The sequence below is a fragment of the Rhizorhabdus sp. P4_G5 genome, assembly GCF_056401065.1.
The window spans coordinates 12,985-39,806 of the sequence record NZ_JBFUKB010000011.1; the positions used below are offsets into that span (position 1 = coordinate 12,985).

Below are 26,822 nucleotides of genomic sequence, written 5' to 3' on the forward strand. Positions count from 1 at the left end.
CGTGCGTCCACATAGCCATACAAGCTTCGGTTTCAGCCCCCTCGCGCATGCGTCGGGGCTTTCCGGCATTCCGGATTGCCGCAGGACGTGTATCGCGCCTTGACGCCCGGCTCGCACAAGGCGCAACACCCGGCATGATCCGTCCGACATCATGGAAAATCCACCAGATCGCCGGTACAGGCAGCGCCGCGGGGCTTGCTGCCCTCGTCCTGTGGCCGATCTATGCCGTGTGGCCCGAAATCGCCGCGCTGCCCTTCATCATATTACTGGCCGCGGCCGCGGCATGCGGCTGCGCGATGCTGTGGATAACCGTCCAGGACCTGGGACGACGGCCCGCGCGGGGAAACCGGCTGCGGCCGATCCGCACCTTCGACATCATTCTAGGGCTGGTTCTGGCTATCCCCAGCCTGATCGAGCTGCGCGCGGTCGTGCCTGGCAGCCTCGCCCAACTCGGATTGTAGATAGCAGGCCGGTCAGCCTGCTGGCGTTCGCTCGGCCTGCGATACCGCATCCGCCGCGCGTAGCGCCGCGACAATCTTCATCAGATGCTGGACGTCATGCACTTCGATCGTGACGTCATAGGTGTGGAAGGCGGCGTCGCGGTGCGAGAGGGAAAGATTGACGATGTTTGCCTGGTGCGCGCCCAATATGCCTGACATGATTCCAAGCGCACCCGGCTCGTTCCTGACGATAACGGTAAGCTTCGCAGTGCCGCCATCGGAGCCGTCTCCCCAGGCAAGATCGACCCAATCGGCGTCCTGGTTCTCGACCAGCTTGCGGCAGTCGATGGTATGGACCTCGACCGGCTCGTCCGGCCGGCGGATGCCGATGATCCGGTCGCCCGGCACCGGATTGCAGCAAGCGGCGAGCTGGAACGCGACACCCGGCGTGAGTCCCTTCATCGAGATCGCCTCGCTCTGCGCGCCTTCCTTGCGCTTGACACCCGCTTTTTCGGCGCTCCCGGGCATCAGCGCATCCATCACCGTGGCGTCATCGACCAGCTTGCGGGCGATCGCCTCCATCAGCGCATCCTCGTCCGGCAGCTTGAGGCGCTTGAGCGCTTCGGGCTGCGCTTCCGGCCCCAGCTGGGCGGGGATGCGCTTGACGATCTCGTCGTAGAACTTGCGGCCGAGCGCGATCGTTTCCTCGCGCTCCTTCTGCCGTACCGAACGGCGGATCGAAGAGCGCGCCTTGCCGGTGAAGGCGAAGGTCAGCCATTCGACCTGCGGCTCCTGCGCCTTCGAGCGCAATATCTGGACCTGATCGCCATTCTCGATCGGTGTCCTGAGCGGCACCACCCGGCCATTGACCTTCGCGCCAACTGTCGTGTCGCCGACATCGGTATGGACGGCATAGGCGAAGTCGATCGCGGTCGATCCCTTGGGCAGCTGGATCAGCTCGCCGGTCGGGCTGAAGGCGAAGATGCGATCCTGGTACATCGCCATCTTGGTGTGCTCGAGCAGCTCCTCGGGATTGTCGGCGTGCTCCAGAATGTCGACGAGGTCGCGGATCCAGCTATGGCTGCTGGCTTCGCGCGAAGGCTTGCCCTGTTTGTAGGCCCAGTGGGCTGCGAGACCATATTCGGCCTGGGCGTGCATTTCGCGGGTACGGATCTGCACCTCGATCCGCATCTTCTCCGAGTGGATCACGGAGGTGTGGAGCGACCGATAGCCATTGCGCTTGGGGGTGGAGACATAGTCCTTGAACCGGCCGGGAACCATGGGCCAGCGTCGGTGCAGAACACCCAGCGCCTTATAGCAGTCATCGATGTCGTCGACGACCACGCGGAATGCCATCACGTCGGACAGCTGCTCGAAGCTGATGTGCCGCTCGGCCATCTTCTTCCAGATCGAATAAGGATGCTTTTCCCGGCCCTGGATCTCGGCCTGGATACCGGCCCGGCTCAATTGCAACCGCACTCCCGAACTGATGCGCGAGATAATATCGCCGCCACCTTCATGCAGCTGATGAAGCCGCTTGGTGATAGAGGCATAGGCATCCGGCTCGAGTTGCTGGAACGCCAGCGTCTGCATCTCGCGCATGAACTCGTACATGCCGATGCGCTCGGCGAGGGGGGCGTAGATGTCCATCGTCTCGCGGGCGATGCGCCGCCGCTTCACTTCGGAGCCGATGTGATGAAGCGTCCGCATATTGTGCAGCCGATCGGCCAGCTTGACCAGCAGCACGCGGATATCGCTCGACATGGCGAGCAGGAATTTCCGCAGATTCTCCGCCGCGCGTTCATTCTCGGTCTGGGCTTCGATCTTTGATAGCTTGGTCACGCCATCGACAAGCCGCGCCACCGACGGGCCGAAGCTCTTCTCGATCTGCTCTGCGGTCGCGACCGTATCCTCGATGGTGTCGTGGAGGATGGCGGTTGCGATCGTCTCGTCGTCGAGCTGGAGGTCGGTCAGGATGCCGGCAACCTCGATCGGGTGGCTGAAATAGGGATCGCCGCTGGCACGCTTCTGGCTGCCATGCGCCTGCATCGAAAAGACATAGGCGCGATTCAGCAACGCCTCGTCGGCGTCCGGGTCGTAGGCCAGCACCCGATCCACAAGTTCATATTGTCTTAGCACATGCTTATGTGGGGGTGGCGCCGCTGTGGATGCAACAAGCAAATGTCGGCACTGGCTGGGTTTATGCCAAAAGCCGGACGCCGCGTTCCCCAAAAGCAACACCGGCCCGCCTCCCGGGAGGCGAGCCGGCATGTCTGTCAAACGCTAAGCGAAGATCGTGAGATCTCGCCCGCCAAGGTTTACTCGTAGTCGCCGCCGATATTCTGGTTGCGCGGCGGAGCGGCGGCGGTGAGGCGAAGCGCCTCGGCCGAAGCCGCCAGCGAGCCGATCTCATCGGGCGCATCATCGTCGTCGACGCGGACGCGCTGCAGCGACGAGACGAGCGCCTCGTGCAGCTCGTCGGGAATGACGGTCTCGTCGGCGATTTCGCGCAGCGCGACCACCGGATTTTTGTCGCGATCGCGATCGATCGTCAGTTCGGCGCCACCCGAGATCTGGCGAGCGCGCTGGGCGGCCATCAGAACAAGGTCGAACCGGTTAGAAATCTTGTCGACGCAATCCTCGACCGTGACGCGCGCCATAAAACGCTCCGCTATAGCTGAATTCGGAAAGAGGGCGCGGCTAACAGGGCTATGCGAAAATGTAAAGGAAAATGGAGGCTCGCTCGATGACGGGGATGCCACACCCGACCGTCCCGTCCATTTCGCCGATAAAGCTCACGCGGCCGCCTTGTACGCCCAGAAGAGACCGCACGGCGGTATGTTCCACCATTCCAGATCGCGGTCGATGCGGTCGAACAGCGGTTCGAGCAATTTCAGCACATAGGGCGAATATTGATAGATGAGGAAAGCGCCGCCTGGCTCGAGAACGCGGTGGGTCGCATCCGCGATCGCAGCACCGACGCCTTGGGGCAATGTCGAGAAGGGGAGGCCCGAGAGCACATAATCGGCCTTGTCGAAGCCATGCGCGGCGACGATCTCGTTGACGTCCTCGGCGGAGCCGTGAACCGCAACGAAGCGGGTGTCGGCGAATTTGCGGCGCAGGAAATCGACGAATACAGGGTTGGTGTCGATGACGAGCAAGGTGGCATCGGGGGCGAGCCGTTCGAGGATGGTGCCGCAGAAGGTGCCCACGCCCGGCCCATATTCGACGAACAGCTTCGTATTTGCCCAGTCCACCCGCGACAGCATCGATTCGATCGTGCGCTTCGACGACGGGATGACCGATCCGATCATCACGGGGTGGCGGAGGAACTCGCGGAAGAACAACGCCAGAGGGTTGGTCGCGGTGGATGCCGAGCGGGCCTTCACGCCGCTTCCCAGCGCCTGTTCGGCCGAAAACTCACCCATGATGTTCCTGTCGGCTTTTGATCTTGCTCCGCCCCCGTCGCAAATGATGCCGGCAAAGGCAAGCACCACCCGTTTCGGATACGGCAGGGAGATGATCAACCGCCCGAACCGCGCAGGGTTGCGCGGCGGCCCAAAAAAAAGGCCGACCCCATGAGGGCCGGCCGTAAAGTTTTAGGAGAGGATGCCTGAAAGGCCTGTCCTTATTGCGGTGCGGCATCGATTGTCGCAAATGCTTAGACTGCTGAGCGAGTTGCAAAAAATGCAACCTTGAAACCGCGATATAGATAGAGTTAAAGGGCGCATGGCTCGCGCCTCTTGCGACTTGCCCCGTTTTGCGTTGCAACGAGCCGCGCGTTCTGATGGGATGCTGACATGCGTAGATTGCCTCCCCTTACCGCCATCGAAGCGTTCGTGCAGGTGGCGCGGCTGGGGTCGGTGAAGGCTGCGGCCGAGGAATTGGCGCTGTCTTCACCTGCGCTCAGCCGACGCGTGCAGGCGCTGGAACGATTCATGGGCCGCAGCCTGTTCGAACGCCGGCACCAGGCAATGATGCTGTCATCGGACGGAGAGATGTTGTTGTCCCGCATCGCTCCCGCGCTCGATGCGCTGACCCTCGCCATCGACGCCACGTCGGGAGACACCGAACTCGTTCGGCTGCGGCTCGGCGTCATGCCGCTCTTCGCGTCGCAGCGACTGATGGGCCGCCTTCCGGAACTGCGCCAGCGCCACCCTGAACTTCACATCGATATCGATACCGGCAGTCATGCTCTGGCGCGACTCGGCGAGGGGGTCGACGCTGCGATCGTGCTCGCGCGCGACATCGACTCGAGCCTCTATTCGCGGCGGATCGACCGCGACACGACCGTGGCCATCGTCAGCCGGTCGCTGACCGGCGGTCGCTTTCCGGTGAACCGGTTCGACGATATCGCCCGCCTGACGATCTTCCTCCACAGGGACATGTCAGAGTTGTTCAATATCTGGCGGGAAGCGCTGGGCCGCCCGGACGTGGAACCTGCTGCCGTCGACCTATTCGATTCGGGCCAGCTCATGCTGGATGCCGCCGCGCAGGGGCTCGGAGTCGCCTTCATGCTGCAGAGCCACCTCGACGATGCGCACGATGACAGGCTGACCAGCCTGTTCGACTACAGCATCGACAGCCCCTACGGCTATTGGTTTGCGTGCCGCCGTCCGGCGCTCACGACCCGCGCGGTACGAATCTTCCACGACTGGCTGTTCAGCACGGTGTCGACGCAGTGACCCATGGCCAGGGGACTTATGGCCATGGCCTAGAGCATGATCGTTGGAGGTGGAAGCGTGTCGCGCTTCCGCCGAAAGCGTGAATCATGCTCTGTCAATGGTTTAGACCTTGATTCACGGATCAGGCTGATCCAGCTTGATCCGATCAAGGTCTAGGAAGATCGTCCCGATCGCAGATCGAGACGATCCCTGGTCCGTCATGCGTCGGCGGCGATCTTCGCCTTGACGATCTTGCCGGGTTCGCGCGGCGGCTCGCCCTTCGGCAGCGCGTCGACATGTTCCATGCCCGACTCGACGATGCCCCATACGGTGTACTGGCCATCGAGGAAGCGCGCGTCGTCGAAGCAGATGAAGAACTGGCTGTTGGCGCTGTTCGGGCTGGCGCTGCGCGCCATCGAGCAGACGCCGCGAACGTGCGGTTCGCGGTTGAATTCGGCTTTCAGGTTGGGCTTGTCCGAGCCGCCCATGCCGGTGCCGGTCGGATCGCCGCCCTGCGCCATGAAGCCGGGGATGACGCGGTGGAACACAACCCCGTCGTAGAAGCCCTCGCGAACGAGTCCCTTGATGTGGTCGACATGGCCGGGAGCCAGGTCGGGGCGCAGGTTGATGACGACATCGCCGCCCTCCAGCGTCATGATGAGCGTGTTTTCGGGATCGGCGGCCATCATATTCTCCTTCTCGACGAGCGAATCTCGCGCCGTCCCTATCGAGAGATGCCCGGCGAGGCGAGTGCTGATTGCAGCCGCGCAACTCCATCGCGTAAAGCGCTTCCACCGCGCCGCACCAGCTTATACAGCGTCCTGGAAGGGTTACGCGGAGCGGCATGAGCAAGATCGACAGCGACGCAATGCCGGCCGGCCGGCCCTCGGCGGCTGGCCGGGCTCATGCCGGCGCGGCGGAGGAGGACCGGGCGCTCGTCCCGATCGCCCCGCTGCCGAAGGCTATAGCGACGATTATCATGATCGGCGCGACCATCCTGGTTGCGCTGGATCAAACGATCGCCACGGTTGCGCTCCCCCATATGCAGGCTGCGCTTGGGGCCACGCCCGAGAGCATAAACTGGGTGCTCACCTCCTACATCGTCGCGACGGCGATCGGCGCTCCGATGACGGCGTGGCTGGCCGGCCGGTTCGGGCGCCGCCGCATGTTCGGCGCATGCGTCCTGGGGTTCACACTGGCCTCGATGCTGTGCGGCGTCGCGATCACTCTGCCGATGATGGTGGCGGCGCGGCTCGCCCAAGGGTTTTTCGGCGCCTTTCTGATACCGATGGCCCAGGCCTTCCTCTACGATATGAATCCGCCATCAAGGCAGGTGCGCGCCATCACGATGTGGGGATTCGCCACGATGGTGGCCCCGATCCTAGGGCCGGTGATCGGCGGCTGGCTTACCGACACCTTCAACTGGCGCTGGGTATTTTTCCTGAACGTGCCGATCGGGGTGGCTGCGCTGGTCGGCACGTTCATAGCCCTCCCCGATTTTCCGTCCGCGCGGCGGACGTTCGATCATATTGGCTTTGCGATGATCGTCATCGCTCTGTGCGGTCTCCAGCTCGCGCTCGATCGCGGCACGCAGCAGGATTGGTTCGAATCGCCCGAGATCCTGATCGAGTTCGGCGTCAGCATATCCGCCTTCTGGATGCTGATCTTTCATTTGCGCAAGGCGCCGAGCCCGATCATCTCGGTCGGCCTGTTTGCCAATCGCACCTTCACCAGCGCCATCGTCGTCAGCGCCATAGTCATGCCGATCATCATCGCAGCAAATGCGCTGCTGCCATCGCTGCTGGTGACCTTGCTCGGCTATCCCGTCTATCTCGCCGGCGTCGCCCTGATTCCCCGCGGAATTGCCGTCGCGGTGGCGATCCTGATCGGAGGGCAGATGATGCGGCGGATGGACGGACGCTACCAGCTCGCCATCGGCATGCTGCTGGTGATCGCCTCGCTGGCGGTTCAGACGGGGTTTACCGTGCAGATGGATTCCTCGGCAGTCCTCTGGTCCGGCGTGCTGCAGGGCTTGGGAATGGGCCTGATGATGATGGTGCTCAACTTCGCGGTCGTCGCCAGCGTTCCTGCGGCGTTGCGAACCGAGGCGGCCGCACTGTCCGCGCTGTTCCGCAATGTCGGCACATCATTGACCATCGCGCTGTTCACCGCGCTGCTGGCGCGCAATGTCCAGATCAATCACGCCGAGATCGGGGCGCTGCTGGGATCGAATGGGACGCCGCTCGCCATGCTGAAGACGCTTGGCGGCGTGAACTTAGCAGAGAAAGCTGCCACCATCGCCAATGCCGAGGTTACGCGGCAGGCGATGATGGTGGCTTACATCAACGATTTCTGGGCGATGATGTGGACGGTGGTCTGCCTGCTGCCCGTTCTGCTGCTGATGAAGCCGATAGTGGCGAAGGGCGCAAAGGCGGAGCCTGCCGGCTTCGAGTGATCGGCTGAGATATTGGACCGCACAATAGCGCCCCCGGGCATTGCCCGCCGCGGATTCTCCTCCTAGAGCCAGCCGAGTACCCGGCCCGAAGCGCGGAGGACGGCATGAGCGAAACCGACATTGAGTCCGCCGATCCCGCGCCGGCGGAGGCGCTTCACGATGCTGACGACCGGCTGAAATCGAGCTTCGTCGATGCCGTGATCGCGTGCGTGGAGGAAGGCGATGCCGAAGGCGCACGTGCGCTTGTCAGGCCGCTTCACCCCGCCGATATCGCCGACCTGTTCGAACTGGCGCCCCAGGATATGCGCCAGCCGATCGCAGCCGCGATCGCCGAGCTGCTCGATGGCGACGTCCTGTCCGAGATGAACGAGTGGGTCCGCGAAGAGCTGATCGAGGCGCTGGCGCCGCATGAGGTCGCGGAGATCGCCACCCAGCTCGAAACCGACGACGCGGTCGCGATCATCGAGGAGCTCGAGGAGGAGGATCAGCGCGCGGTGCTGCGCGCGATGGAGCCCGACGATCGCGCCGCGATCGAAGAGGCGCTGTCCTATCCGGAGGAATCGGCAGGCCGGCTGATGCAGCGCGATCTGATCGCGGTGCCCGAACATTGGTCGGTCGGCGACGTGCTCGATTATCTGCGCCGCAACGAGGATCTCACCACCGACTTCTGGGAAATATTCGTTGTCGATGCGGCGCATCATCCGATCGGCACCTGCAAGCTGAGCTGGGTGATGCGCACGCCGCGCAAGATCCTGATCAGCGATGTGATGCAGCGCGAGCAGACGTTGATCCCGGTCGATATGGACCAGGAGGAAGTCGCGCTGCGCTTCCAGAAATATGCGCTGATCTCGGCGGCCGTGGTCGATCCGGCTGGTCGGCTGGTGGGCATGATCACTGTCGATGATGTGGTGCACATCATTCAGGAAGAGGCCGGCGAAGATATCCTCAAGCTGTCGGGCGCCGGCGATGGCGACATCAACGAGCCCGTGTTCGAGACCGTGAAGGTGCGGCTGTCCTGGCTGGTGGTGAATCTGGGCACGGCCATCATAGCGGCATCGGTGGTCGGCCTGTTCCAGGGCACGATCTCGCGCCTGGTGGTGCTCGCCGTCCTGATGCCGATCGTGTCCGGCATGGGTGGCAATGCCGGAACCCAGACCATGGCGGTGGCGGTGCGCGCGCTGGCCCTGAACCAGCTCACCTCGTCGAATACGCAACGCATGATCTTTCGGGAGCTGCGTATTGCGGTCATGAACGGGCTGTGCCTTGGCGCCATGATCGGACTTGCCGTCGGCTTGCTCTACGGCAATCGCGACCTCGGCATCGTCATCTGCCTGGCGATGGTGATCAACAACATCACAGCAGGCCTGGCCGGAATCCTGGTGCCGGTGGGCCTGGACAAAGCCGGCGCCGATCCGGCGGTGTCTTCCGCCGTATTCGTCACGACTGCAACCGACGTCATGGGCTTCTTCTCGTTCCTCGGCCTGGCGGCCTTGTGGGGATTGCACGGTTGATCCGTTTGGGGGCGATGCCGATATTGCCGGGATGAGCGAACTTCATCTGACCAAGATCGCCTTTGGTTGCGACAGTTTCGATGTGCTGCGGGCGCGTCTGGCGGACCGGATCGAGCGCGGCGAGAACATCCTGTTGTCGACCCGCTACCGGCCGAAGCGGGCCGAAGAGCTTGTGGGCGGATCGCTGTTCTGGATATCGCAGCATCGCTTCGGCCTGCGTCAGCCGCTGCTCGGTTTCGAGGAAATCGAGGGCGGCCGCTGCGGGATCGTCCTGGCGCCGACGTTGATCGAGGTGGAACCGCGCCCGCGCCGCGCGCATCAGGGCTGGCGCTACATCACCGCCGCGGACATACCCCGCGACCTGGCGGCGGGCGACGATGCGGGCACCCGCATTCCGGCGGGCTTGCACGCCGAGCTGGCGACGCTCGGCCTTATCTGACCCCGTCGCCGCAGATAATATCGCCTGAACCGACCTTGTTCTTCGTGCAGCTCGGCCGACCGGCGATCATGATGTTGCCGGAGCCCACGACATTCGCTCTGGCAACCTTGGTCGGGCCCACCGCGATATCGCCGGACCCCGTGACCGACGCATTGAGCAGGCCGACGGTGAGCGCTCCCGCGCGCAGGTCGCCCGACCCCTGAACGGACGTCTCGGCACGGCCGGTGCGGCCGTTGATGCTCAGCTCGCCCGATCCGGCGACGACCGCCTTCAACCGGCTGGTTTCGAGCCGCGCGATCGACAGGTTGCCCGATCCGGTCAGGGCGGCCATGAAGTCGCTGCCTCGGATCATGTCGACATTCATTTCGCCTGATCCGGCCAGCGTGGCGGCGTCGAGCATCGGCACGCCGATGTCGATAGACACCGTCTCGCTCTTGCCCCATCCCATGTTGCGCCAGTTCCAGCTTTTCTCGGTGGAGATGACCAGCATATCGCCGCGCGATTCGACGGTCAGCTTGTCGATCTGCGCCTGTGGCCCGCGCGCGATGACCGATGGCTTGGTGCCCGTGTGGACGCGAACCGTATAAGGGCCTTCCACGCGGAGCTTCGAGAAGCCCGGTACCGGAAAGGGGCGTGTGGCGGCGGCCGCTGGACAGGCGGCGGTGACGAGGGACAGGGCGGCGAGGCTGGCGATCGATAAGCGCATGGCGGTTCTTTCCATACTGTATTGCTAATATAATACGGAAGAGGAGCTTCGATCGCAAGCGCTTGCCGCCAAAACGAAAAAGGCGGCCCCGAAGGACCGCCCCTTGCGTGCTTCCGGCAGGCCGGAAAGCTTATTTGTTGTGGATCGCCGCTGCCTTGCGGAGGATGTCCAGGATCTTCTCCTGTGCGGAGGGCTCATCGACAGCTTCCATCGCGGCGAGTTCGCGGGCGAGGCGGCTGGTCGCCGCTTCGAAGATCTGGCGCTCGGAATAGCTCTGCTCGGGCTGGTCGTCGGCCCGGAACAGGTCGCGCACCACTTCGGAGATCGACACCAGGTCGCCGGAGTTGATCTTCGCTTCATATTCCTGGGCACGGCGCGACCACATGGTGCGCTTGACCTTGGGCTTGCCCTTGAGCGTGGTGAGGGCCTCGCCCATCGTCACGCTCGACGACAGCTTGCGCATGCCGACGGCTTCCGCCTTGTTGGTCGGAACGCGCAGCGTCATGCGCTCTTTCTCGAAGCGCAGCACGTAGAGTTCGAGCTTGGCTCCGGCAATTTCCTGGCTTTGCAGTTCGACCACGCGGCCGACACCATGTTTGGGGTAAACGACATAATCGCCGACGACGAAGCTCAGCGCCTTGGCAGCCATTTAGCAGACCTTTCGTTGGGATGCCGTACAGGTCCGCCAGACTCGCCTTCCCCGCGGCGGCCGACGGCGATCCTGACACAGCGGATCACAGGTTCCTTGTTGCGGGCGCGGTTGGATCGCGCCCGAGTACGAATCCTGTAACACATTTATATGCGAAAAGCCAGCATCTTGGGCATTTCGCCAACGCGGAGTGCGATTTCAGGCGATTTATCTCGCCATAATATGGGCGTCAGTCGCCCTGGCCGGGCTCCGGCGAGAAATATTTGTCATATTTGCCTTCGAGGCCCTTGAACTCGTCGGCGTCGGCGGGAGCTTCGCGCTTGCGTGTAATGTTCGGCCATTGCGCCGAGAATGAGGTGTTGATTTCGAGCCACTGTTCCAGCCCCGATTCGGTATCGGGAAGGATCGCTTCGGCGGGGCACTCGGGTTCGCAGACGCCACAGTCGATGCACTCGCTCGGGTTGATGACGAGCATATTGTCGCCTTCATAGAAGCAGTCGACCGGGCAAACCTCCACACAGTCCATATACTTGCAGCGTATGCAGGCATCGGTGACGACGTAGGTCATTGCTACTCCCTTGGGCCGAACACCTTAGTGGGAGCGCATTGCGCTTCGGCCACTAACGTCGATCAGCCTTGCAAAAATATCGCGATCGATCCCAGGCTGCTCGATGCGGCGGGATCGAAGTCGTGATGAACGGGTCTCCGTTAGGTTGCAGCCGGCCCCTCGTCAACAGGCGGCGGCGACAGATCGGTGTAGCACAGGCGCGCCTCCGGAGCGGGGCCGCGCCGCGCGGGCAGCGCTTCGATGCGGATCACCCGCACCCGGCCGTGCAGCGGAAAGCTCAACACATTGCCTGCCGCCACCATGGCATGCGGGCGATCGACCACCCGTCCGTCGATCCGCAGATGGCCCGCCGCCACGATCTCCTGGGCCAGCCGCCGCGTCTTGGTCAACCGCGCGAACCAGAGGAACTTATCGAGCCGCATTTCCAGTGCCGCCATTGGGATAGAGGTCGGCCAGCGCACCGAAGGCATTGCCCGGCCGGCGCCCATTCTCCTTGCGCGGCTCGCGCTTGCCCTTCCACACCCAGGCTTCCGGCTGGCCGGGCGGCGTCGCGCGAAAGCCCAGGGCCAGCATCAGTTGCGCGAAGCTCGCATGGCGCAGCCCGAGCGACGTGGCGAGGCCGGGATCGGGCGTGAACGGCGCCCGGCCGGAGCGGGAGTCGTGCGCGATCCGCGCCAGCCGCTCGACCAGGTCGACGCGGAGCATCTGCGCCCCCAGTGCGCGATAGCCGGCGCGCACCATCGCCTCGCAGGCGGCTGCCTCGGCCGGCGTGGCCATGGAGACTGCGCCGGGCACGGGCAATTCAGGCATCACCTGGTCTTCGGCGGCTGCGAACAGGGCGATCCGCCAGCGTGTCGGCTCGGGCTTCAGCAAGGTTGGGGAATGGACGTCGAGCGTACCGATCTTGACGTCGAGCCGCTCGGCCCGCGACCGGCCGTCGCGATCGAGATGCTCGATTGCCGACGCCACGGCCGTGCGGGAGATGATCCCCCCCGCTTCGGCCAGCGGCGATAGGAGCGCGCGAAGCGATGCTGGGCAGGCGGGATCGCGCGCCGCCTCGAAATAGCGGGAGAGCGCTTTCAATTCCCGCTGGATGCGGCTTTCGAGCCATGCCGCGAGCCGCTGTTCCACGCCCGCGCGATCGGCGGCTGCCAGCGGGTCGAGCGCGCGGTGCAGGCGGATGCGCGGGGTCAACAGCGTGCGGCCCTTCTCCAGCCGTGCCACCACGTCGCCCCGCCAGAAGATCGCCACCGGCCTGCCGATATCGGTGGCCAGGCTGAACTGGCTGTCATGGTCGGCGGCGAGCTGCCGCGCGCGCGATGCGAGCTCGACGCCGAGACGGCGTTCCGCCGCCGCCATCAGCCGTTTCATGTCGCCATGGCGGGCGAGGTGATCGGCCTTGAAGCGGAAGCCGATCAGCCGGCCGATCGGTTCGCCATCGACGGTGACAGTGCCTTCGTCGTCGACCTTGACCGGCAGCATGAGTTCGCCGCCCTTCGCCCCCAGATCGCGCATCAGCACCGACGTCCGCCGGTCGACGAAACGCTGGGTCAGTCGCTGGTGCAGCGCGTCGGACAGCTTTTCCTCGAGCGTGCGAGTCCGCTCCGCCCAGGTTTCGGCATCGGCGAGCCAGCCGACGCGGTGCGCGATATAGGCCCAGGTGCGGACCCCGGCGATGCGATCGGCCAATGTCTCGACGTCCCCCTGCACGCTGTCCAGGCGGGCGAGCTCGTCGGCGAACCAGGCCACCGGCAGATGTCCATCGCCTTCGCTGAGATGGCGGAAGACGCGCGCGACCAGCCGGCTGTGGGGTTCGGGGCCCGTCTTGCGGAAGTCGGGCAGGCCGCACGCCGCCCATAGCCGGGCGATCATCGCCTGGCCGCATGCCCGCTCCCGCACCCAATCTTCCTCGGCGAGCCGCTTGAGCACGGCCAGGTCGATCGCCTGTGGCGCAGCGCGCAGCACCTGCCGGTCGGGGCGCCGCTCGAGGTCGGTGATCAGCGCATCCAGGCTGGCGAGTGAAGGCTGGCCCTCGCGCCAGTAGAGATGGTCGATCGGCGGGAAGACATGTGCTTCGATCGCGTCGACTTCCTCATCCTCGAAGCGCGCGTTGCTGTTGCCTTCGAGCGCGAGCGTGCCGAAGGTGCCGTCGCGCTGGTGGCGGCCGGCGCGGCCGGCGATCTGCGCCATTTCCGAGATGGTCAGCCGTCGCGCCCGTCGCCCGTCGAACTTGCGCAGCGAGGCGAAGGCGACATGCGCGACGTCCATGTTCAGCCCCATGCCGATCGCATCGGTCGCCACCAGATAATCGACTTCGCCAGCCTGGAACATCGCGACCTGCGCGTTCCGGGTGCGTGGGCTCAGCGCACCCATGACGACGGCGGCGCCGCCACGCAGGCGACGCAGCATCTCGGCGACGGCGTAGACCTCCTCCGCCGAGAAGGCGACGATCGCGGAGCGTGGCGGCAGCCGCGACAGCTTGGTCGCGCCGGCATAGCTGAGCGTCGAGAAGCGCGGCCGGCCGATGATCTCGGCCTTCGGAACCAGCGCGCGGACCATCGGGCGCAGCGCTTCGGATCCGAGGATCATCGTCTCCTCGCGGCCGCGCGCGCGCAGCAGCCGATCGGTGAAGACATGGCCGCGCTCGGGATCGGTGGCGAGTTGCGCCTCATCGAGCGCGACGAACGCGAATTCGCGATCCAGCGGCATCGATTCCGCGGTCGTCAGATAATATTGCGCATGCGGCGGAAGCAGCTTCTCCTCGCCGGTGATCAACGCCACCCGATCCTTTCCCTTGATCGCAACGACCCGGTCATAGACCTCGCGCGCCAGCAATCGCAGCGGGAAGCCTATCATGCCGCTCGAATGGCCGCACATCCGCTCGATCGCGAGATGGGTCTTGCCGGTGTTGGTCGGCCCCAGCACGGCGACAACCGGCTGCGTGGCGAAGTTGGACATGAAGGCAAGATTGGCAGCCGATGATACGAACGCAAGCTCGAAACGGCCGCGACTCGACTCATGGGTATAAAAGACTCGACTCGTCGCATAACGCCACGCAGGCGCGCGGCATTAGTTTGACATTAACCATGACGAGGCAGACTGATCCTGCCTAATGCGAAAATGTCTCGCCAGGGCAAATAGATAAGCGTTTTTTGAGAAGGGGCGGGGGCTTTGTTCCAAAGCAGCGGCCAGGGATTCCCAACGGAGGGCTATGCTTCGGGCGGCGGGCGCGCGCTGACACTTGTCACGCCCGGGCGCCTGCAGGGCATCGGCCGCCTCATCGACGGGCCGATCGACCGGCTGGCCGGCGCGGATCTGGTCGTCGACCTCGGCGCGCGCATCGGCTCGCGCGAATGGTATCGCGGCCTATTCACCTGTCTCGGCCTGTGCACTGCCGCCGGGATGATGACGCCGACGTTCAAACCGATCCGCTTTGCCGCGGAAGCGCCGATGAGCGCCGGCCAGTACGAGCAAGCTCGCGCATATTCGATCGCGCCGCTCGGTCTCGGCGCCGATACCGGCCGCCGACTGGCCGCCACCAGCGCGGTCGAGCCGCTCACCGATACGCCGGAACGGCCGCGGGTCGACCTCTCGGCGACCATCGGCCAGGGCGACGGCTTCGGCCGGGTGCTCGAGCGGGCGGGCGTCTCGCGTGAAGAGGCCAGGACCGTCTCGACGCTGGTGTCCGATGCGGTATCGCTGGACGATATCAAGGCGGGGACCCGGATCGATCTCGTGCTCGGCCGCCGCGCGGTCAAGACCGATCCGCGCCCGCTTGAAATGCTCGGCTTTCGCGCCCGCTTCGACCTGAAGCTCGCGCTCGAGCGGATCGATGGGCAGCTCCGTCTCAAGCGCATTCCGATCGCGGTCGACAACACGCCGCTGCGCATCCAGGGCCGGGTCGGCTCGAGCCTTTATCAATCGGCCCGCGCCGCCGGCGTGCCCGGCGATGCTATCGAGGCCTTCATCAAGGCGGTGTCGCAGAAGCTGTCGCTGCGCGGCATCGGCTCGGACGCACGCTTCGACGCCATCATCGAGCATGCCCGCGCCGAGACCGGCGAGGTCAAGATCGGCAGCCTGCTGTTCGCCGGCATCACCGAGGGCCGCAAGAAGGTCCAGATGCTCAAGTGGAGCAGCGGCGGCCGCGATCAATGGTATGAAGCCAATGGCGTCGGTGAGACCAAGGGCGTCATGCGCCAGCCAGTGCTCGGGCACCTGACCTCGAGCTTCGGCATGCGCTTCCATCCGATCCTCGGCTTCTCGCGCATGCACCAGGGCATGGATTTCGGCGCCCCGATGGGCGCGCCGATCGTGGCGGCGACTGATGGCGTGGTCAGCTTCGCCGGCCGTCACGGCGGACATGGCAATTATGTCCGGCTCAACCATGCCGGCGGCATCTCGACCGGCTACGCCCATATGAGCCGGATCATCGCCAAGCCCGGCGAGCGGGTGCGTCAGGGCCAGTTGATCGGCTATGTTGGCTCGACCGGCCTCTCGACCGGGCCGCACCTCCATTATGAGGTGTTCCGCAATGGCCAGGCGATAAACCCCGCCTCGATGAAGTTCACCACCGTCCAACAGCTGGGCGGCCGGGACCTCGCCAATTTCAAGGCGAAGCTCAGCAACCTCCTGTCGGTGCGCATCGCCAACGGGAACGGCCCGGCCAAGGCCGAAAAGAGCGCCGAGGCCAAGGGCAAGGACAAACCGAAAAGGGGCTGAGCCGATTGTCGGGCAGTCTGGTCAGGCCGCTGGTCAAGCCGCTGCGTTCTTGCGCCGCGTGACCCATCCCTTCCGCGCTGCCGCCGACCGCTGCTCGGCTGAGCCCGATTTATGCGCCTTGCCACCTCGTGAGGACGACACATGGGTGTCGGGCTTGCCGCGGCCGGAGCCCGACTTGTTGCCGCCGCCCGACTCCTTGTTCACCGTCGCCCACGCCCGGCGCTCGGCCTCCTTCTTCGGGACGCCGCGATCTTCATAGCCTTCCTCGATATGCTCGGCCTTGCGCTTCTGCTTGTTGGTATAAGCATCCTTGTCTCCGCGCGGCATGTCCGCCTCCTCTGCTGGGGTTGAGAGCGTAAACGCCTCAGGAGAGGGTGATATCCCGCGCGTTGCCGCCTTCCGCTTGCCGATGTTGCCCGCTAAACCTGCAGCTTCGGCATCACAGGAGAGCGGCATGATCGATGAGCAAGGGATCTTCCTCGGTGCCAGCCCCAGCCCTGCGGGGCCCCAGCCGCAGCATCTCAATCTCCGCCGCGCCAACCGCCACGGGCTCATCGCTGGCGCTACCGGCACCGGCAAGACCGTCACCTTGCAGGGTATCGCGGAGAATTTCTCCGCCGCCGGCGTTGCGGTGTTTCTTGCCGACGTGAAGGGCGATCTCGCGGGGATCGCGATGGCAGGGTCGCCGACCGCGAAAAATTCCGACAAGCTGGTCGCGCGCGCGGCCGAGATCGGGCTGCAAAATTTCACATGGGGCGACAATCCGGCGGTGTTCTGGGATCTCTATGGCGAGCAGGGCCATCCGATCCGCACCACCGTGTCGGAAATGGGGCCGCTGCTGCTCGCCCGGCTCATGAACCTCAACGAAGTCCAGGAAGGCGTGCTCAACGTCGCCTTTCGCTATGCCGACGAGGAAGGGCTGCTGCTGCTCGATCTTGGCGATCTCCAGGCGATGCTGGCACATTGCGCCGAAAATGCGGACGCGCTCTCGGCGCGCTATGGCAATGTCACCAAGGCCAGCGTCGGTTCGATCCAGCGCCAGCTGCTCCAACTCGACAGCCAGGGTGGCGCGCATTTCTTCGGCGAACCGGCGCTCGACATCCATGACTTTCTCGGGCTCGACGATCAGGGCCGCGGCTATGTCAATATCCTGGCCGCCGACAAGCTGATGCAGAGCCCGAAGCTTTATGCGACCTTCCTGCTCTGGTTGCTGAGCGAGCTGTTCGAGACGCTTCCCGAGGTCGGCGATCCGGACAAGCCGAAGCTCGTCTTCTTCTTCGACGAGGCGCACCTGCTGTTCGAGGATGCGCCCAAGGCGCTGACCGACAAGATCGAGCAGGTCGTCAGGCTGATCCGCTCGAAAGGCGTCGGCGTCTATTTCATCACGCAGAACCCCATCGACGTGCCCGAGGACGTCGCCGCCCAGCTCGGCAACCGCGTCCAGCACGCGCTGCGCGCCTTCACGCCGCGCGATCAGAAGGCGATCGAGGCCGCCGCACAGACCTTCCGGATCAATCCCGACCTCGACGTCGCCAAGGCGATCATCGAACTCAAGGTCGGCGAGGCGCTGGTGTCGGTGCTGCAGGAGGATGGATCGCCCAGCATCGTCCAGCGCACCCTGATCGCGCCGCCGCGCTCGCGGCTGGGGCCGCTGGACGCGAAGGAACGCGCTGTCATCCAGTCGATCTCCCCGGTTGCCGGTAAATATGACGAGGGCATCAACCGGGAGTCGGCGCAGGAAATCCTGGCGGCGCGGGGCAGTGCGGCGGCGGCCGCCGCGCAGGCTGCCAAGGCGCAGGCGGAATCCGACAAGGCTGCGGCGGTCCAGGCGAAGGTGGAAGCGAAGCAGCAGGAACAGGCGCTGAAGGAGCAGGCACGGCTGGACGCCATTGCCGCGCGCGAAGCGGCGAAGCCTTCGGGGGTGGATCGCGCCATCCAGTCGGCGACGCGTGCGGCGGCGTCGTCGGTAGGGCGCCAGGTCGCCAACGAACTCGGCCGCGCGGTGTTTGGCGGCAGCCGGCGGGGATCGAGCGGCATTGCCGGCCAGCTGGTGCGGGGGATTCTCGGTGGCCTGTTCAAATAGACCGCTGCATTTGTTCTGCCACGGAACAGATGCTTTGAATATTATCCCCATAGTGTCAAATCGCAGGGTGCGCTAAGCGGACCACCTTCATTTAAAGCGAGGCGGCGATGACGGCGATGATCGACAAGGCGGGGCTGAAGGTTGCGGAGGTGCTCGTCCGCTTCATCGAGGACAAGGCTCTGCCCGGTACCGGCCTGTCGCCGGATGCATTCTGGGCCGGCATGGCGGACATCTACGCCCGCTTCTCGCCGGAAAATCGCGCCCTGCTCGCGCAGCGCGATGCGATCCAGCAAAAGATCGACGCCTGGCATGTCGAGCAGGCCGGAAAGCCGATCGACATGGCCGCCTACAAGGCATTCCTGAAGGGGATCGGCTATCTCGTCCCGGAACCTGCTCCCTTCTCTGTCGGATCGGCCAATGTCGATGCCGAGGTCGCGACCACTGCCGGCCCGCAGTTGGTCGTGCCGATCCTCAACGCGCGTTTCCTGCTCAATGCGGCGAATGCGCGCTGGGGCAGCCTCTATGATGCGCTGTACGGCACCGACGCCATTCCCGGCGCGGCGGCCGGCAAGGGCTATGACGTGGCACGCGGAGCACAGGTGATCGCCTGGGCGAAATCCTTCCTCGACAAGACGGTGCCGCTCGCATCGGGCAGCTGGATCAACTGGCAGGGCGGCGAGCCGCAGCTGGCCGATCCTTCGCAGCTGGTCGGCCGCGCGGGTGACAACCTGCTGTTCAAGCATAACGGCCTGCACATCGAATTGGTGATCGATCGAAGCCACATGATCGGCAAGGACGACCCAGCCGGTATCGCCGACATGGTGCTCGAATCGGCGTTGACGACGATCTGCGACCTCGAGGATTCGGTCGCGGCGGTCGACGCCGAGGACAAGGTCGCGGCCTATGCCAACTGGCTCGGCCTGATGAAGGGCGATCTCGAGGCCAGCTTCGACAAGGGCGGCAAGACCGTCACCCGGAGCCTCGACGCAGACCGCAGCTACACCGCGCCCGATGGCTCTACCTTGACGCTGCCAGGCCGCAGCCTGTTGTTCGTCCGCAATGTCGGCCACCTGATGACGACGCCCGCGGTGCAGCTCGCCGACGGTAGCGAGGCGCCCGAGGGGATTCTCGATGCGATCGTCACCGTCATGATCGCCATGCACGACCTCAAGGGCACCGGGCAGTTCCGCAACAGTGCGGCCGGCTCGGTCTATATCGTCAAGCCGAAGATGCATGGACCCGACGAAGCGGCGCTCACCAACCGCCTGTTCGACGCGGTCGAGGATATGCTCGGTCTGGCGCGCCACACGATAAAGGTCGGGGTGATGGACGAGGAGCGCCGCACCTCGGCGAATCTCGCCGCCTGCATTCATGCGGTGAAGGACCGCATCATGTTCATCAACACCGGCTTCCTCGACCGCACCGGCGACGAGATGCACACGTCGATGCGGGCCGGCCCGATGATCCGCAAGGGCGACATGAAGACCAGCGACTGGATCGCGGCCTATGAGGACCGCAACGTCCAGATCGGTCTCGCCTGCGGGCTTTCGGGCAAGGCGCAGATCGGCAAGGGCATGTGGGCCGCACCCGATAAGATGGGCGACATGCTGGCCCAGAAGATCGGCCATCCGAAGACCGGTGCCAACACCGCCTGGGTACCATCTCCGACCGCGGCGACCTTGCACGCGACCCATTATCATGAGGTCGACGTGTTCGCACGCCAGGCGGAACGAAAAGCCGAGCCGGCCGCCAGCCTCGACCGGTTGCTGACCATCCCCGTCGCGCGGGGCCAGAACTGGACGCCGGACGACATCCGCGCCGAACTCGACAACAATGCCCAGGGCATCCTCGGCTATGTGGTACGCTGGATCGACCAGGGCGTCGGCTGTTCGAAGGTGCCCGACATCCATGATGTCGGCCTGATGGAGGATCGCGCGACGCTCCGCATCTCGGCGCAGCATATGGCGAACTGGCTGCTGCACGGCGTCTGTTCGGGCGCCGAGGCGGACGCTGCGCTCAAGCGCATGGCGGTGAAGGTCGACGCGCAGAATGCGGGCGATCCGCTCTACCGGCCGATGGGCGGCAACGAGGATGTTAGCCTGGCCTTCCAGGCTGCCCGCGCACTGGTGTTCGAGGGTGTCGAGCAGCCCAACGGCTATACCGAGCCGCTGCTGCATCGCTTTCGGCGTCGGGTGAAGGGCGAATAAGCGCAGCGCCCTGCGGCGCGCGACTTATTTGACGAACAGGCTGGCCACAGACTGCTCGGCGACGCTGGCCATGCCGTCGCGGTTCGCGTCGGCCAGGTCGAACAGCTCCAGCGGCCGGGCTTCAGCCTCGTTCAGGCTTATCCGGCCGTTTGCGTCGACATCACTGCGATCGAACCAGCTGCGGCCGATATGGGTGAGTCCGCGGCCTTGGTCGGGCATCGCCTCCTGCCGCTCGCGATATCGCTCGAACTCCTCAGGGCCGATCGCGCCGTCATGGTTGAGGTCCATTTCGGCGAATTGCTGTTTGACGGTGGCGAGGACCTCGCTGCGCGAGATCGGGCGCTCGCCGAGCTGGAGGCCCGCCTGCACCGGTGCGGCAGCCGCGATCGCGATCACGGCGAATATCGTCCTGTTCATCGGTCGATCCCATTGCCAAAGCCCATCGCTATGCCGAAACAGCTGACGATGGCCTGAACAGCTTGCCTATCGGACGTCTTCGGCTTTCGCGCGGTTGCCGCCGCGGGGCGAGGGAAGCGTATCGATCAACTGATCGCCGCCGAGCGACTGGTACAAGGTCACAAGGTTCTGCGCCTTGGCCAGTCGTGTCGACGTCAGCGTGCGAGCGGCACCATAGGCGGTGCGTTGGGCATCGAGCAGGCTGAGATAGGGGTCCACCCCGCCCCGATAACGCGCATTGGCCAGGAACAGCGAGTCACGGGCGGCGGCGTCGAGGCGGGCGGCGGCGGCAAGCTGGCGATCGATCGTGGCGCGCCGGGCCAGCGCATCGGCGACGTCGCGGAACGACGCCTGGATCGCGCGCTGGTAATTCGCGACGGCCAGGTCGCGCTGTGCCCTGGAATAGCGAAGATTGCCGAGATTCGCGCCGCCGTCGAAGATCGGCAGCGTGGCGGAAGGCGCTACACTCCAGGTGAAGGCGTCGCCCGTGAAAAGGCTCGAAAGCGCGCTGCTGGCGAAGCCCGCCAGCGCGGTCAGGCCGATACGGGGGAAGAAGGCTGCGCGAGCGGCCCCGATCCGTGCGTTTGCTGCGCGCAGGCCATATTCGGTTTCGACGACGTCGGGCCGGCGCAGCAGGATCGACGAATCGAGCCCTGCGGGCGCCTCTGCCAGCAAACCGTCGACGCTCTCGATCGAGCTGGGCAGGAGCTCGTCGCCGACGCGACCCCCGACCAGCAGCTCCAGGGCGTTGCGATCCTGCGCGACGGCGGTCTCGAGGCTCGCCTGGTCGGCTTCGGCCTCCGACAATATCGTTTCGGCCTGGCGCAGGTCGGTGCGCGGCGCGATGCCACCCTGCAGCAGCGAGCGCGTCAGTTCGACGCCCCTCGCAGCGCTGGTGCGGGTCTCCCCGGCAATCGCAAGCAGGCTGCGATCGGCGGCGAGGGTCAGATAGGCATTGGCGACGCCGGCCACTACGCTCAGCCGGGTGCCGCGCTGCGCGGCCTCGCTGCCGAGATATTGGTTGAACGCGGCGTTGCTCAAGCTGCGCAGCCTACCGAAAAGGTCGATCTCCCAGCTCACCCCGAGATCGGCGCTGTAGGTCGTGCGTCGCCCGCCTGAATTGGATTGACCGCTGGCCGAGCGGGAGGCGGTGGAATTCTCGCCGGTCGTCACGCCTGCCGAGGCGTCGAGGGTGGGAAGGATGTCGGCCCGGGCCACCGTCACCAGGGCGCGCGCCGACTGGACATTGGCCAGCGCGGCCTTCAGGTCCTGGTTGCCGGCCAGCGCCCTGTCGATCAGCGCGACCAGCTTGGGGTCGCGGAAGATGTCGCGATAGCTGAGCGCCCCCGGGGCGGCCTCGCTCTGGCCGATCGCCGGCAGCGCTGTGGGAATCGCAGGCACCGGCCGATGATAGGCGGGCTCGAGGCTACAGGCCGTCAACGCGGTGCAGGCGGCCAGGGCGGCAAGTCCGCGGTTCACGCGCCCGCCTCCTCATCATATCTGGGTCTGCCGGGGAACAGGGTGCGGACGAGCACGAAGAACAGCGGCACGAAGAAGATCGCCAAGGCCGTCGCCGTAAACATCCCGCCGAGCACCGCCGTGCCGATGGCGACCCGGCTCTTGGCGCCGGCGCCCGTCGAGATGGCAAGGGGAAGCACGCCCGCCATGAAGGCGAAGCTGGTCATCAGGATCGGCCGCAGGCGAATGCGCGCCGCCTCCAGCGCCGCCTCGACCGGGGTCTTGCCCTGCCGCTCGGCCATTTCGGCGAATTCCACGATCAGGATGGCGTTCTTCGCCGACAGCCCCATCGTGGTGAGCAGGCCGACCTGGAAATAGATGTCGTTCTCGAGGCCGCGCAGCAGCACCGCCAGGGTGGCGCCGATCAAACCGAGCGGGATGACGAGCATCACGGCCATCGGAATCGACCAGCTTTCATAGAGCGCTGCCAGGCACAGGAAGACGACGAGCAGCGAAAGTCCATAGAGCAGCGGCGCCTGCCCGCCCGAGAGCCGTTCCTGGAAGCTCAGGCCGGACCAGGCGACCGCGGTGCCCGGCAGTTTTTCAGCGATCGCGCTGATCTTCGCCATCGCCTGTCCCGAACTCTGACCGGGCGCGGCCTGACCATTGATCTCATAGGCCGGCGAGCCATTGAACCGGAACAGCGTGTTGGGCGTCTGCGTCCAGTGTACCGTGGCAAAGGCCGAGAAAGGCACCATCTGTCCGGTGGTCGAGCGCACGTACCAGCTGGCGAGATCCTCGGGCCGGCTGCGATAGGGCGCATCGCCCTGGACATAGACCCGCTTCACGCGGCCGCGATCGATGAAGTCGTTGACGTAGGTGCCTCCCCAGGCAATCGACAGGGTCTGGTCGACCGCGGACTGGCTGATGCCGAGCGCGCCGACCTTTTCTTGGTCGATGTCGACCGCCAGCGTGGGCGCATCCTCGAGGCCGTTCTGCCGCACCGCCTGCAGATCGGGATCGGCGGCGGCGTCCTTGAGCAGCTGGTCGCGCCGCGCCTTGAACTCCTTACGACTGAGACCGCCGCTGTTGAGCAGCTCCATGGTGAAGCCGGAAGACTGGCCGAGGCCGCGGAGCGGAGGCGGGGTCACGACGAAGATCTGGGCATCCCGCACCGAGGACAGCTTCATGGTGGCATTGCGCGTTATCGTATCGGCGTTGTTCTCCGCTCCTTTGCGCTCGTCCCACGGAGCGAGCGACAGGAAGCCGCGGCCGACATTCTGGGCCTGGCCGCCGGGGCCGGCGCCGCTGACCGTGAAGACGCCGGCGACATTCTTCGGCTGATACTCGGCAAAATATGCCTCGATCTGCCGGACGACCGCATCGGTGCGCGACAATGTCGCGCCCGGCGCGAGGGTAAATTGCAGCTGGGCGTAGCCCTGATCTTCACTCGGCACGAAACTCGTCGGCAGGCGGAAGAACAGGAAGGCAAGTGCGGCGACCAGGACAATGAAGACGACCATCGCCGTGCGGGCGTGACCGAACAGCCTGGACAACTGGTTGCGATAGCGGTGCGAGGTGCGCCCGAACCAGGCGTTGAACCGGTCGCCATAGCCATAGGCCCGTCCGATCAGCCCGCCGCGCGCCGCCCTGGCCTGGCTGTCGGTCCGTTTGAGCAGGGTTGCCGCCAGGGCCGGCGACAAGATCAGCGCGACCAGCACCGACAGCACCATCGACGATACGATGGTGATCGAGAATTGCTTGTAGATCACGCCGGTTGATCCGCCGAAGAACGCCATCGGCAGGAACACCGCGGAGAGCACCATTGCGATCGCGATCAGCGCGGTGTTGATCTCGGCCATCGACTTGATCGTTGCCTCGCGCGGCGTGATGTCGGGCTCCTCCTCCAGCACGCGCTCGACATTTTCGACGACCACGATCGCATCGTCGACCAGCAGGCCGATCGACAGCACCAGTCCGAACAGCGTCAGCGTGTTGATCGAGAATCCGGCTGCGGCAAGCACGCCGAAGGTGCCGAGGATGACGACCGGCACCGCGATGGCGGGGATCAGCGTCGCCCGCCAGCTCTGCAGGAACAGGAACATGACGATGACGACCAGGATGATCGCCTCGGTCAGAGTCTTCACCACCTCCTCGATCGACAGTTTCACGAAGGCCGTGGAATCGTTGACGATCTGGTAGGTGTAGCCAGGAGGGAACTGTTTCGCGGCGTCGGCGACGAACGCGCGTACCGCCGCCGAGGTTTTCAGCGAGTCGGCGCCCGGTGCGAGCAGGATGGCGATGCCGGCGCCGGGATGGCCGTTGATCCGGCCGCTGACCGAGTAATTCTCGCTGCCGAGTTCGACGCGGGCAACGTCACGCAGCAATACCTTCGAGCCATCGGTCTGGGTCTTGACGAGGATCTTCTCGAACTGGTCGGCCGAAGTGAGCCGCGATCGCGCGTTCACGATGGCATTGAGCATCTGCGTACCGGGCGATGGCAACCCGCCGATCTGGCCGGCCGCGACTTGCGCATTTTGTGCCTGAATGGCGGCGGTGACGTCGGCCGGCGTCAGCCCGACGGCCGACAGCTTGAACGGGTCGAGCCAGATCCGCATCGCATATTGCGAGCCGAACACGTTGAAGTCGCCGACACCGGGCAAACGGCCGATCTCGTCCTGCAGGTTCGACACGATGAAGTCGGCGAGATCGCGGCTGCTCGCTCGGTCGCTCTCGTCAGAGAGGGCGACGACCATCAGGAAGTCGGCGTTGGACTTGGTGACGACGATGCCCTGCTGCTGCACCTGCTGCGGGAGCCGCGGCAGCGCCTGCTGAACCTTGTTCTGGACCTGGACCTGGGCGATGTCGGGGTCGACGCCCTTCTCGAACGTGACGGACAGATTGGCGGAACCCGCCGAGCTCGACGTGGCAGAGAAATAGAGCAGCCCCTCGATGCCGGTGAGCTGCTGCTCGATGATCTGGGTGATGCTCGATTCGATCGTCTCGGCCGACGCGCCAGGATAGTTGGCGCGGATATTGATCGTCGGCGGCGCGACGTCGGGATATTGCGAGACCGGCAGGCTGAACATCCCGCCAAGCCCGACCAGCATGATCACGATGGCGATGACCCACGCAAAGATGGGTCGATCGATGAAGATGCGCGAAATCATGCTGGGTCAGCCGGCTTTGCCCTGGCCGCCATTGCCCTGGGGCTGCGGCGGCGAGCCGGCCGGGACCGCGCGGACCGTCTGGTCTGGCTTGATTCGGCCGAGGCCTTCGACAATGACCTTGTCGCCGGGCTTCAGCCCAGCGGTGACGAGCCATTTGTCGCCGACGGTTCGATCGGCGGCGATCGACCGCAGGATCGCCTTGTTGTCGGAGCCGACCAGCATCACCGTCGCCTCGCCCCTGGGGTTGCGGCTGACGCCGGCCTGCGGCACCAGGATCGCGTTGCGCGCGGTCGCCTGTGACAGGGTGGCGCGAACATACATGCCCGGCAGCAGCACGCCGGCGGGATTGGGGAATCGGGCGCGCAGCGTGACGGTGCCGGTGTTGGGATCCACCATCGCTTCGGCGAACTCAAGCCGGCCGGCTTGATCGTAGATGCTGCCGTCCTCGAGCTTCAGCCTGACCGCTGCGGATGAGCGCGCCGCCCCGCCGCTGGCCATCTGGCGACGCAACGAAAGCAGCTCGGCGCTCGATTGCTGGATGTCGACATAGATCGGATCGAGCCGCTGAATCGTGGTCAGCGGATCCGTCTGCGCCGCGGAAACCAGTGCGCCGGTGGTGACGAGCGAGCGGCCGATCCGGCCGCCGATTGGCGCCGGTACATTGGTGAAGCGCAGGTTGATCCGCGCGGTCTCGACCTGGGCGGCGCTCTGCGAGACCAGCGCCGCGGCCTGGCGTGCGGCGGCGACCGCGTCGGTGTAATCCTGCTTGCTGACGGCCTCGATCTGGGCAAGCGGCTTGAGCCGTTCGGCCCGGGCTGCGGCGGCTTCGCGCTGGGCGCGAGAATTTTCGAGATTGGCAGCGGCCTGGTTGAGCGAGCTGCGATAGAGGCTGGGATCGATCTGGTAGAGCGTCTGGCCGGCGCGCACGATGCTGCCTTCGGTGAACAGCCGCGCCTTGACGATGCCCGACACCTGCGGGCGAACTTCCGACATTTCATAGGCGGAGGTGCGCCCCGCCAGCTCTACGAACAGCGGGACGGTCTCGGCCTTCATGACCACATAGCCCGCCTCGGGGGCGGGAGGCGCAGGCTTGTCCGTGGAACAGCTGAGCAGTAATCCGCAGGCGGCGATAACGAGCCAATCGCGACGGCCCGCCACAGGGTTCTTCATCGTGCAACCTTCGCGAACGCCGGGCATGTCACCCTGCTACCGGTACCGATCGGGTTAAACAATCGTTGCGTTGTGCAGTTGCAAAATTCTGAGGTGTCGGAACCGTTACATCACCGTCTCCCCCCTC

22 protein-coding genes are annotated in these 26,822 nt (G+C 65.1%); 8 read left to right on the plus strand and 14 right to left on the minus strand.

Features of this window, described 5'->3' with window-relative positions:
• Positions 1-134: 134 nt before the first annotated feature.
• Positions 135-461, plus strand: coding sequence for a hypothetical protein (locus AC1DQK_RS16835; RefSeq protein ID WP_477872607.1), 327 nt, complete (start codon positions 135-137; stop codon positions 459-461).
• 12 nt (positions 462-473) lie between these two features.
• On the opposite strand, the gene AC1DQK_RS16840 is transcribed toward AC1DQK_RS16835, so the two are convergent.
• The 3 genes from AC1DQK_RS16840 to AC1DQK_RS16850 all read right to left on the minus strand — a co-directional run bounded on the left by AC1DQK_RS16840 (position 474) and on the right by AC1DQK_RS16850 (position 3,868).
• Positions 474-2,579, minus strand: coding sequence for a RelA/SpoT family protein (locus AC1DQK_RS16840; RefSeq protein WP_477872609.1), 2,106 nt, complete (start codon positions 2,577-2,579; stop codon positions 474-476).
• A 179-nt stretch (positions 2,580-2,758) separates the two neighbouring features.
• Positions 2,759-3,100: a DNA-directed RNA polymerase subunit omega gene (gene rpoZ, locus AC1DQK_RS16845; protein WP_477872611.1), complete on the minus strand. Its 342-nt coding sequence runs from the start codon at positions 3,098-3,100 to the stop codon at positions 2,759-2,761.
• 135 nt (positions 3,101-3,235) lie between these two features.
• Complete coding sequence (locus AC1DQK_RS16850; RefSeq protein ID WP_477872613.1) at positions 3,236-3,868, minus strand: class I SAM-dependent methyltransferase; 633 nt, start codon at positions 3,866-3,868, stop codon at positions 3,236-3,238.
• A gap of 372 nt (positions 3,869-4,240) precedes the next feature.
• Here AC1DQK_RS16850 and AC1DQK_RS16855 point away from each other — a divergent pair, with 372 nt between their 5' ends.
• Positions 4,241-5,125 (plus strand): LysR substrate-binding domain-containing protein, encoded by an 885-nt coding sequence (locus AC1DQK_RS16855; RefSeq protein ID WP_477872615.1) that lies wholly within the window; start codon positions 4,241-4,243, stop codon positions 5,123-5,125.
• A 197-nt stretch (positions 5,126-5,322) separates the two neighbouring features.
• On the opposite strand, the gene AC1DQK_RS16860 is transcribed toward AC1DQK_RS16855, so the two are convergent.
• The gene (locus AC1DQK_RS16860; protein WP_477872617.1) at positions 5,323-5,790 is read right to left on the minus strand and encodes a peptidylprolyl isomerase; all 468 of its coding nucleotides are present in this window, start codon (positions 5,788-5,790) and stop codon (positions 5,323-5,325) included.
• A 158-nt stretch (positions 5,791-5,948) separates the two neighbouring features.
• Between AC1DQK_RS16860 and AC1DQK_RS16865 the strand changes: the two genes are divergently transcribed.
• The 3 genes from AC1DQK_RS16865 to AC1DQK_RS16875 all read left to right on the plus strand — a co-directional run bounded on the left by AC1DQK_RS16865 (position 5,949) and on the right by AC1DQK_RS16875 (position 9,509).
• Positions 5,949-7,559: a DHA2 family efflux MFS transporter permease subunit gene (locus AC1DQK_RS16865; protein WP_477872619.1), complete on the plus strand. Its 1,611-nt coding sequence runs from the start codon at positions 5,949-5,951 to the stop codon at positions 7,557-7,559.
• A gap of 104 nt (positions 7,560-7,663) precedes the next feature.
• On the plus strand, positions 7,664-9,070 hold the full coding sequence (mgtE, locus tag AC1DQK_RS16870) for a magnesium transporter (protein ID WP_477872621.1): 1,407 nt from the start codon (positions 7,664-7,666) through the stop codon (positions 9,068-9,070).
• Between the two features lie 31 nt (positions 9,071-9,101).
• Positions 9,102-9,509, plus strand: coding sequence for a DUF1489 domain-containing protein (locus AC1DQK_RS16875; RefSeq protein ID WP_477872623.1), 408 nt, complete (start codon positions 9,102-9,104; stop codon positions 9,507-9,509).
• On the opposite strand, the gene AC1DQK_RS16880 is transcribed toward AC1DQK_RS16875, so the two are convergent.
• From AC1DQK_RS16880 to AC1DQK_RS16900, 5 genes are all read right to left on the minus strand, one after another.
• Positions 9,502-10,215, minus strand: coding sequence for a head GIN domain-containing protein (locus tag AC1DQK_RS16880; RefSeq protein WP_477872625.1), 714 nt, complete (start codon positions 10,213-10,215; stop codon positions 9,502-9,504). The two genes, AC1DQK_RS16875 and AC1DQK_RS16880, sit on opposite strands and share 8 nt — an antisense overlap.
• Positions 10,216-10,345: 130 nt before the next feature.
• Positions 10,346-10,864, minus strand: coding sequence for a CarD family transcriptional regulator (locus tag AC1DQK_RS16885; RefSeq protein ID WP_340314861.1), 519 nt, complete (start codon positions 10,862-10,864; stop codon positions 10,346-10,348).
• 229 nt (positions 10,865-11,093) lie between these two features.
• The gene (gene fdxA, locus AC1DQK_RS16890) at positions 11,094-11,432 is read right to left on the minus strand and encodes a ferredoxin FdxA (protein WP_477872627.1); all 339 of its coding nucleotides are present in this window, start codon (positions 11,430-11,432) and stop codon (positions 11,094-11,096) included.
• Positions 11,433-11,572: 140 nt separating this feature from the next.
• Positions 11,573-11,869, minus strand: coding sequence for an RNA-binding S4 domain-containing protein (locus tag AC1DQK_RS16895; protein ID WP_477872629.1), 297 nt, complete (start codon positions 11,867-11,869; stop codon positions 11,573-11,575).
• Positions 11,841-14,390, minus strand: coding sequence for a helicase-related protein (locus AC1DQK_RS16900; protein WP_477872631.1), 2,550 nt, complete (start codon positions 14,388-14,390; stop codon positions 11,841-11,843). Before AC1DQK_RS16900 ends, AC1DQK_RS16895 begins: the two co-directional genes overlap by 29 nt.
• Positions 14,391-14,603: 213 nt before the next feature.
• Between AC1DQK_RS16900 and AC1DQK_RS16905 the strand changes: the two genes are divergently transcribed.
• Positions 14,604-16,151 carry a peptidoglycan DD-metalloendopeptidase family protein gene (locus AC1DQK_RS16905; RefSeq protein ID WP_477872633.1) on the plus strand — a complete coding sequence of 516 codons (1,548 nt, stop codon included), beginning with the start codon at positions 14,604-14,606 and terminating at the stop codon, positions 16,149-16,151.
• 33 nt (positions 16,152-16,184) lie between these two features.
• Here AC1DQK_RS16905 and AC1DQK_RS16910 read toward each other — a convergent pair whose 3' ends face one another.
• On the minus strand, positions 16,185-16,478 hold the full coding sequence (locus tag AC1DQK_RS16910; RefSeq protein ID WP_477872635.1) for a plasmid stabilization protein: 294 nt from the start codon (positions 16,476-16,478) through the stop codon (positions 16,185-16,187).
• Positions 16,479-16,605: 127 nt separating this feature from the next.
• Here AC1DQK_RS16910 and AC1DQK_RS16915 point away from each other — a divergent pair, with 127 nt between their 5' ends.
• Positions 16,606-18,234, plus strand: a complete 1,629-nt coding sequence (locus AC1DQK_RS16915) for a helicase HerA-like domain-containing protein (protein WP_477872637.1) — start codon at positions 16,606-16,608, stop codon at positions 18,232-18,234.
• 116 nt (positions 18,235-18,350) lie between these two features.
• A complete protein-coding gene (locus AC1DQK_RS16920) occupies positions 18,351-20,441 on the plus strand; it encodes a malate synthase G (RefSeq protein WP_477872915.1) in 2,091 nt (696 codons plus the stop codon).
• Positions 20,442-20,465: 24 nt separating this feature from the next.
• Here AC1DQK_RS16920 and AC1DQK_RS16925 read toward each other — a convergent pair whose 3' ends face one another.
• The 4 genes from AC1DQK_RS16925 to AC1DQK_RS16940 all read right to left on the minus strand — a co-directional run bounded on the left by AC1DQK_RS16925 (position 20,466) and on the right by AC1DQK_RS16940 (position 26,695).
• Positions 20,466-20,858, minus strand: coding sequence for an EF-hand domain-containing protein (locus AC1DQK_RS16925; protein ID WP_477872639.1), 393 nt, complete (start codon positions 20,856-20,858; stop codon positions 20,466-20,468).
• Positions 20,859-20,924: 66 nt separating this feature from the next.
• Positions 20,925-22,376 (minus strand): efflux transporter outer membrane subunit, encoded by a 1,452-nt coding sequence (locus AC1DQK_RS16930; RefSeq protein WP_477872641.1) that lies wholly within the window; start codon positions 22,374-22,376, stop codon positions 20,925-20,927.
• Complete coding sequence (locus AC1DQK_RS16935) at positions 22,373-25,525, minus strand: efflux RND transporter permease subunit (RefSeq protein WP_477872643.1); 3,153 nt, start codon at positions 25,523-25,525, stop codon at positions 22,373-22,375. The genes AC1DQK_RS16930 and AC1DQK_RS16935 overlap by 4 nt, the downstream gene beginning before the upstream one ends.
• Before the next feature lie 6 nt (positions 25,526-25,531).
• Positions 25,532-26,695, minus strand: coding sequence for an efflux RND transporter periplasmic adaptor subunit (locus AC1DQK_RS16940; protein WP_477872645.1), 1,164 nt, complete (start codon positions 26,693-26,695; stop codon positions 25,532-25,534).
• Between the last annotated feature and the right edge of the window lie 127 nt (positions 26,696-26,822).